This is a genomic window from Pseudoxanthomonas sp. GW2 (assembly GCF_000283075.1).
GTDB lineage: Bacteria > Pseudomonadota > Gammaproteobacteria > Xanthomonadales > Xanthomonadaceae > Pseudoxanthomonas.
This window is the reverse complement of record NZ_ALIP01000151.1, coordinates 1-6,550: the sequence shown is the minus strand read 5'-3', so window position 1 is coordinate 6,550 and position 6,550 is coordinate 1. Positions and strand designations below refer to the sequence as shown.

Below are 6,550 nucleotides of genomic sequence, written 5' to 3'. Positions count from 1 at the left end.
GGACAGGTCGTTGTTGCCGGAGGCGATCTCGGTGGCGCCGGCGTTGATCGCGGCCGAGGCGGCCTGGATGCGCGAGACGATGGAGGTCAGCTGGTCGACGGTGGCGTTGGCGTCGTCGCGCATGCGGGCGAACACGCCGTGGAACTGGCCCTCCATGCGCACCGTCAAGTCGCCCTGGGCCAGGGCGGTCAGCAGGCGCGAGACCTCGGCCAGGCTGATCGCGTTGGCGTCCAGCAGGCCGTTGAGCTGCACCGCCAGCTGCAGCAGGAAGCCCTGCTTGTCGCTGGTGTCGATGCGCCCGGACAGGTCGCCGGCCGCGGCCGCCTCGACCACGCGCGCCACCTCCTGCTCGACCCGGATCTCGGCGGTGCGGTCGCGCCACTCGCACACCATGCCGACGTACTTGCCTTCGGCGTCGAGGATGGTGGAGATGTTCTGCGCGAAGCAGGCATCGCCGTACTGCACCTCGCGGGCGGCACTGCCTTCGCGCTCCAGGCGGGCGACGAAGTCCTGCGCGATCTTGCCGCCGATCTCCAGGACCTCGACCGGCTGGCCGACCAGCGGCGCCTCCATGTCAAGGTGGGGCAGGGCGGCCGCGACCTGGTCCGCATGGCCTTCCAGCATCCGGGCCAGCGCCGGGTTACGGTAGACGATGCGGTATTCCGGATCGGTGATCATCAGGCCGGTGGTGGAGGCTTCCAGCGCGGTACGGATGCGCAGGTTCTCCGCCGCGACCTTCTGGTCGCGCTCGGTGCGCTCGCGCAGGTCGTGCTGCATGCGCTGCATCGCGCGCATAAGGTCGGCGATCTCGTCCGAGCCCCGGATGTCGATGCGGCTGTCCAGCTTGCCGGTGGCGACGTCGTTGGCCACGGCCACGGCACCGCGCATCGCACCGGCCAGGTTGCGGGCGATGAAGAAGGCGATGGCCAGGCCACCGGCCACGCCCACCAGCAGCATCACCACGATGGTGGTCACCGAGGTCGCGTAGGCGGTGCCCGCGCTGGCCACGGACTGGTCGGCCTGGCGGTCGGTTTCCTCGATCAGCGCGGTCACCGCGGCGGTGGCCTGGTTGTGCAGGTCCGAGGTCTCGCCCAGGAAGGTGTCCAGGGCGTCGTCCGGCAGCTCCAGGTCGATCAGTTCGTTGACCGACTCGTAGGAGGCGCGGGCCTTGTGCCAGGAGGTGGTCAGCTCCTCCAGCAGCTTGCGCTCCTCGGCGGTCGCGGCGAGCTTGCCGTAGGCCGCCAGGGACTGGTCGATCTGCTCCGACAGCTTGGCGCTACGCTCGCGCGCGTCCAGCTTGACGGCTTCGCTGGCGCGCACCAGCCCGCGGTAGGCCGCGGTGCGGTACTCGCCCAGCAGGGCACGCAGCTCCGCCGCCACGGAGACGCTTTGCATGCTGCCCTGGGACAGGTTGGTGGTAGCCCGGTTGAGCGACGACAGCCCGTAGTAGGCGCCGACGCCCTGCGCGGCCAGCAATACCAGCACCACGCCAAAAGCCAGCATCAGTTTTGGCGTGAGCTTCAAGTTCTTGAGCCAATGCATGCAGCGTACTCCCCCGAATATTCGCGGCAATTGGGTGCGGGATGCCCGCGGGCATCCCGCCAGGTTTTTGTTGTTACTTCAGGTTGGCCAGCTTGATGTTGGCCGGCGAGGTCACCGCGATCTCGGCGCGGCTGGCGTCGCGCTGGACGGTGCCGATCACGCACACGTCGCGACCCTCCAGCTCCTCCGGAGTGGGCTTGAACTTGCCGCGCTGGTCGCCCGGGATGCGCGCGGAGAAGGTGTGGCGCGGGAACATGCCGCCCATGTACAGGAAGGTCGGCTCGCCCTCGGTGTTCTGGGCCCAGCGGGTCTTCTCGACCTTGCCGCACACCATCACGTCCTTGCCGATGAAGCGCACGGCCTGCTCGGCGGGGACGGCTTCCTGGGCGAAGGCGGCGGGCGCCGCGGCCAGGGCGGCCACCAGGGACAAGGTCTTGGTCAAACGATTCATGGGGGCATACTCCAATGGCGGGAACGGAAAGGCGGGCCGCCCCGGGATCGCCCGGCGGCAGCCGTTGGCAAGGGTTCTCAGGTAGCGGTGTCCAGGGCCTGGGCCTCGCCCAGGTCGGCGCTGTCCAGCAGGGTCTCGATGTCGAGCAGGATCAGCATGCGGTCGTCGAGGGTGCCGATGCCGCTGATGAAGCGGGTATCGACCGAGGCGCCGAACTCCGGGGTGGGGCGGATCTGCTCGGCGGCCAGCGGCACCACGTCGGACACGCTGTCCACCACGATGCCGACGACGCGGTCGTCGACGTTCAGCACGATCATCACGGTGAAGCTGTCGTAGCGCGCTTCCTTCAGGCGCAGCTTCAGGCGCAGGTCGATCACCGGCACGATGGTGCCGCGCAGGTTGATTACGCCCTTGATGTACTCCGGCGCGTCCGGGACGCGGGTGACCGAGTCGTAGCCCCGGATCTCCTGGACCTTGAGGATGTCGACGCCGTAGTTCTCTTCGCCCAGGGTGAAGGTGAGGAATTCGCCCGTAGAGGGGACCGGGGTGCTGCTCATTGTTTGCTCCTGCAGGGGCATGTCGGCGCAATGCGCGCTGGCTTCCCGGGTTGAATCGGCCGTGGGCGGCGCAACTTTAGGGCCGGCTACACCACGCCCCGCTCGCGCGCCATGCGCTGGCGCTCGACCCGGAAGATGAACTGCAGGATCCGCTGCTCGGCGCTGGCCGGCAGGTCGGCGAAGCGGCAGCCGATCCGCACCGGGTGCCGCGCCAGCTGCTGGCGCCGCGATGTGTGCGCGACCTGCAGCCGCACCGGGATCGGGCGGCCGCCGTCGGGCAGTTCCAGGGTGCAGGCGTCCAGCTGCCCGCCCGGCGGGAAGCGCGCCTGGTCCTCCTCGCCGACGGCCAGGGCCACGCCGCCGCCACTGATGTCCACCACCCGGGCCTGCAGCGGCGCCTGGCCCTCGTGCCGCGGCGGCACCAGCACCGTGGCCACCGGCCCGGGGATCAGCTCCAGCCGGTACAGCTCGCGGCGCTGCAGCTGCAGTACCGAGGACGGCAGCGGCGCGGCGAAGGTCGCCGGTCCTTCGCCGGGGACGAGCTGCAGGCGCTGCAGGCGGAACTGGACCCGTACCCGGTCCAGCTGCGACACGCACAGCACCTGGTCGGCCGCCGCCATGCGCTGGTTGATCGCCTCCTGGCGATTGCCGTCCAGCAGCACGCCGTCCGGCCCGGCTTCCAGCAGCGCGGTGGGGCAGGACAGGCCGCCGGGCAGCAGGTGGGCGCTGATCAGGGCACGGCCGTCGACCAGCGCATGCAGCACGCGCAGCACTTCCCGCGGGTCGCGGAGCTGGTAGCGCTCCGCATCGGGCAGGTCGATGGGGGCCAAGCCTGGGTCGGTGGCAGCCGTCATCCCTTGGTGGTCGGGGCCTTGGATACCGGCCTTATCGGCCGCCGGCCGCGCGACTTGAGCGACGGCCGGCACCGCTTCAGGCGGCCTGCGGCAGCTGGCGCTGGCGGGCCAGGCCGCCGACGTCGACGATCAGGGCCACGCGGCCGTCGCCGAGGATGGTCGCGCCGGAGATGCCCGGCACGCGGCGGTAGTTCTTCTCCAGGTTCTTGACCACCACCTGCTGCTGGCCGACCAGTTCCTCGACCTGCAGCGCCAGCTTCTGGCCGTCGCCCTCGACCACCACCACCAGCGATTCGCCGGAGCCGTCGCCATAGCCGAAGGCGCCGGCCAGCGACAGCAGCGGCAGGTACTCGCCGCGCACGCGCAGCACCCGGCCTTCGCCGGCGACGGTGCGGATGTCGTCCGGCTCCGGCTGCAGCGCTTCCAGTACGTGGCTCAGCGGCAGGATCAGGATCTCGCCGCCGCTGGACACGACCATGCCGTCGAGGATGGCCAGGGTCAGCGGCAGGCGGATGACCACGCGGGTGCCGCGGCCCTCGGCGCTCTCCAGCTGCACCTCGCCGCCCAGGGCCTGGATGTTCTTGCGCACCACGTCCATGCCCACGCCGCGCCCGGACAGGTCGGTGACCTGGTCGGCGGTGGAGAAGCCGGGCTGGAAGATCAGGTCCCAGACCTGCGAATCGGTGGGGTTGTCCGGGATCGCCAGGCCGCGCTCGGCGGCCTTGGCCAGGATCTTGGCGCGGTTCAGGCCGCGGCCGTCGTCGGCGACCTCGATCACGATGTGCCCGCCCTGGTGCGAGGCGGCCAGGGTGATGGTGCCGGTCTCGTCCTTGCCGGCCGCCTTGCGCGCGTCCGGCAGTTCCAGGCCGTGGTCGATGGCGTTGCGCACCAGGTGCACCAGCGGGTCGGCGATCTTCTCGATCAGGCCCTTGTCCAGCTCGGTGCCTTCGCCGATGGTGCGCAGGCGCACGTGCTTGCCAAGGCGGCCGGACAGGTCGCGCACCAGGCGCGGGAAGCGGCGGAACACCGCATCCACCGGCAGCATGCGCACGCCGATCACCGCTTCCTGCAGGTCGCGGGTATTGCGCTCCAGCAGTTCCAGGCCGGCGAACAGGCGCTCGGCCTGGGCCGGGTCCATGCCGCCGCTGACCTGCTTGAGCATGGCCTGGGTGATCACCAGCTCGCCGACCAGGTTGATCAGGGCGTCGACCTTGTCGACGCTGACGCGGATGGAGGTCTCGGCCTCGTGCACGCCCGCGGCCGCCGGGGCGCCGGCGCCCGGGTGCGCGGCGGTCGGCGCGGCCTGGGCCGCGGGTGCAGCCGCGGCGGGCGCGGCGGGCAGCTGCGGGCGGATGTCCAGCTCGCAGTCGTCCACCACCCAGGCGAACACGTCGTCGATCGCGCTGCGCGGGACCTTGCCGCGCAGGCCCAGGTCCCAGGCGATGCACGCTTCCAGCGGATCGAGCTGGGCGAATTCGGGCAGCTTCTCCAGGCGCGCGTTGACTTCCAGCGGGCCCAGGTGCTCCAGCTCGCGGATGATGCGCAGCGGGTCGTTGCCGCTCATGAACAGCGACGGCGCCGGGCTGAAGGCGATGTCCCAGCCTTCCGGCTCCGGCTCGGCGGCGGCCTTGGTCGCGGCCGCGGCGCCGGGCTGGCCCAGCTCCTGCTGCAGGCGCTGGTGCACGGCCTCGATCGCGGCGGTGTCGGCGGGGTGCCCGTGCTCGGCCTCGGCCAGCAGGGCGCGCAGCACGTCCACCGAGCCGAGCATGGCGTCGACCGCGCTGGAGGCGAGGGCGCGCTTGCCGCCGCGGATCTCGTCCAGCAGCGTCTCCAGCACGTGGGTCAGCGCGGCCATCTTCTCGAACCCGAACGTGGCCGCGCCGCCCTTGATGGAGTGGGCGGCGCGGAACACCGAGTTGATGACTTCGGGGTCGGTACTGCCGCTTTCCAGCGCCAGCAGGCCGGCCTCCATCGCGTCCAGGCCCTCGCGGCTTTCCTCGAAGTAGGTGGCGTGGAAGCGTTGCAGGTCCATGCTCATGGTGGCGCGCTCGAAACTTGGGGGTATGGCGGGTGGCCCGGGATCAGCCCAGGACCTTCTGCACGGTGGCGACCAGCTGCTCGGGGTTGAACGGCTTGACCAGCCAGCCGGTGGCGCCGGCGGCCTTGCCCTCGGCCTTCTTGTCCGCGGCCGACTCGGTGGTCAGCATCAGCAGCGGGGTGAACTTGTAGTCCGGCAGGGCGCGCAGGGCGCGGATCAGCGAGATGCCGTCCATGTTCGGCATGTTCACGTCGGTCACCACCGCGTTGAAACGCTGTCCCTGGGCGCGGTTGAGCGCGACCTGGCCGTCCTCGGCTTCCTCCACGGCGAACCCGGCCGAGGTCAGGGCGAACGAGACCATCTGGCGCATCGAGGCCGAATCGTCCACTACCAGAATGCGTGCGCTCATGCGGCGTTCTCCACTTCTTTCTTATTCAAGTCTTGTTGGTCGGTGAGCCCCAGCTGGCCGGACAGGCCCAGCAGGCGGGCGGCGTCGCGCAGGGCGTCGCTGCACCCGGACAGCTCGGTGCGGCGCCCCAGTTCGCGGCGGCTGCGGAAGAACGCGCACAGCACCTGCATGGCCGCGGTGTGCACGCGGCGCACGGCGGTGCCATCCAGGGCCAGTTCGCTGGCATCCAGGTGTGCCGAGAGGCGTTCCTTGAGCTCGGCGCTGGCCTCGATGCCGAGGTCCTCGCCCAGGGAAACGGTGTTCATCGTTTCTCCACGCAGTGGGGTCGGTCTGGATAGCGGCCGCCGCGGCGCAGGCTTTAGCGCCACGCGTCCGCGCCGGCCGGGGCCAGCAGGCAGGAGGCGTCCAGAAGCACCATCGGCTCGCCGCCGAGGCGGGCGATGCCGCGGAACAGGCCGTTGCCGGCCAGCCGCACCTGGGTGGTGCCGGGCGGCTCGACCTGGGACTGGCCGAGGGTGACCACGTCCTCGACCGCGGACACGCGCAGGCCCAGCACCTCGCCCTTTTCCTCGAGCACGACGAAGCGGGTGGCGGCGGTATCCGGTTGCGCGGGCTGGCCCAGGTGCATGCCCAGGTCCAGTACCGGCACGACCTGGCCGCGCAGGTTCATCACCCCGAGCATGGCCGGGACCGTGCCGC

Annotated in this window: 8 protein-coding genes; all 8 read right to left on the bottom strand. The window is 70.9% G+C overall.

What is annotated here, in order from left to right:
• The coding region (locus B351_RS0114190; protein ID WP_026010744.1) for an MCP four helix bundle domain-containing protein at positions 1–1,542 on the bottom strand (1,542 nt) is incomplete at its 3' end.
• Positions 1,543–1,615: 73 nt separating this feature from the next.
• Positions 1,616–1,993 carry a hypothetical protein gene (locus B351_RS0114185; protein WP_026010743.1) on the bottom strand — a complete coding sequence of 126 codons (378 nt, stop codon included), beginning with the start codon at positions 1,991–1,993 and terminating at the stop codon, positions 1,616–1,618.
• A 77-nt stretch (positions 1,994–2,070) separates the two neighbouring features.
• Positions 2,071–2,550: a chemotaxis protein CheW gene (locus tag B351_RS0114180; protein ID WP_019399695.1), complete on the bottom strand. Its 480-nt coding sequence runs from the start codon at positions 2,548–2,550 to the stop codon at positions 2,071–2,073.
• Positions 2,551–2,636: 86 nt separating this feature from the next.
• Positions 2,637–3,380: a flagellar brake protein gene (locus tag B351_RS0114175; protein WP_232207940.1), complete on the bottom strand. Its 744-nt coding sequence runs from the start codon at positions 3,378–3,380 to the stop codon at positions 2,637–2,639.
• 100 nt (positions 3,381–3,480) lie between these two features.
• Entirely contained in the window at positions 3,481–5,442 is a 1,962-nt protein-coding gene (locus tag B351_RS0114170; protein ID WP_019399693.1) for a chemotaxis protein CheA, read from the bottom strand.
• Between the two features lie 43 nt (positions 5,443–5,485).
• Positions 5,486–5,851, bottom strand: coding sequence for a response regulator (locus B351_RS0114165; RefSeq protein WP_026010741.1), 366 nt, complete (start codon positions 5,849–5,851; stop codon positions 5,486–5,488).
• Positions 5,848–6,156, bottom strand: coding sequence for an STAS domain-containing protein (locus tag B351_RS0114160; protein WP_019399691.1), 309 nt, complete (start codon positions 6,154–6,156; stop codon positions 5,848–5,850). The genes B351_RS0114165 and B351_RS0114160 overlap by 4 nt, the downstream gene beginning before the upstream one ends.
• Before the next feature lie 53 nt (positions 6,157–6,209).
• On the bottom strand, positions 6,210–6,550 hold a 341-nt coding region (locus B351_RS16915), incomplete at its 5' end, for a chemotaxis protein CheW (protein ID WP_019399690.1).

Coding starts and splice junctions, on each gene's coding strand:
- B351_RS0114170 (WP_019399693.1), bottom strand. CDS start 5,442: ATGAGCATGGACCTGCAACGCTTCCACGCCACCTACTTCGAGGAAAGC.
- B351_RS0114185 (WP_026010743.1), bottom strand. CDS start 1,993: ATGAATCGTTTGACCAAGACCTTGTCCCTGGTGGCCGCCCTGGCCGCG.
- B351_RS0114180 (WP_019399695.1), bottom strand. CDS start 2,550: ATGAGCAGCACCCCGGTCCCCTCTACGGGCGAATTCCTCACCTTCACC.
- B351_RS0114165 (WP_026010741.1), bottom strand. CDS start 5,851: ATGAGCGCACGCATTCTGGTAGTGGACGATTCGGCCTCGATGCGCCAG.
- B351_RS0114160 (WP_019399691.1), bottom strand. CDS start 6,156: ATGAACACCGTTTCCCTGGGCGAGGACCTCGGCATCGAGGCCAGCGCC.